Here is a 533-nt window from a genome sequence, read left to right as displayed (position 1 = left end):
TTCGCAGCTTGCCACGCCCTTCCTCGCCTCTTAGCGCCTAGGCATCCACCGTACGCCCTTCCTAGCTTGACCATCTGCCTCGCGTAGGTGGGTTCGTCTTCCTCGCTGTGCAGTTTTCAAAGAACAAACTTGGTGGAGATGAGCGGATTCGAACCGCTGACCCCCTGCGTGCAAAGCAGGTGCTCTCCCAGCTGAGCTACACCCCCACTGTCTTGGATGTGGGAGGTTGGAGGTGGGAAGTGAGATTTGAGGTCAGAATTGGCTGCGCCAATTCTTTCCTTATAATCCCACTTCTCACTTCGCATATCCCACTTCGCAATTGGTGGGCCTGGGTGGACTCGAACCACCGACCTCACGCTTATCAGGCGTGCGCTCTCACCTGCTGAGCTACAAGCCCTTAACATTTCAGGGAAGCAAGTCCCTGAAAACTAAACAGTGGGAAGAGCCAGACGACCGACCTAGGAGTTATAGACCTCGCCGGACTTCGTCCGGGGTATCTATAGTCTCCTTAGAAAGGAGGTGATCCAGCCGCA

2 tRNA genes are annotated in these 533 nt (G+C 55.2%); both read right to left on the bottom strand.

The annotated features are described in order from the left end of the window. Positions 1 to 130: 130 nt before the first annotated feature. Positions 131 to 206, bottom strand: a tRNA-Ala gene (locus FLZ89_RS15460). Positions 207 to 320: 114 nt separating this feature from the next. Then, positions 321 to 397, bottom strand: a tRNA-Ile gene (locus FLZ89_RS15455). Positions 398 to 533 lie beyond the last annotated feature (136 nt).

This window comes from Moorella sp. E306M (assembly GCF_006538385.1).
In the GTDB taxonomy this organism is placed as follows: domain Bacteria; phylum Bacillota; class DSM-521; order Neomoorellales; family Neomoorellaceae; genus Neomoorella.
This window is presented reverse-complemented; position numbering and strand designations above follow the sequence as displayed.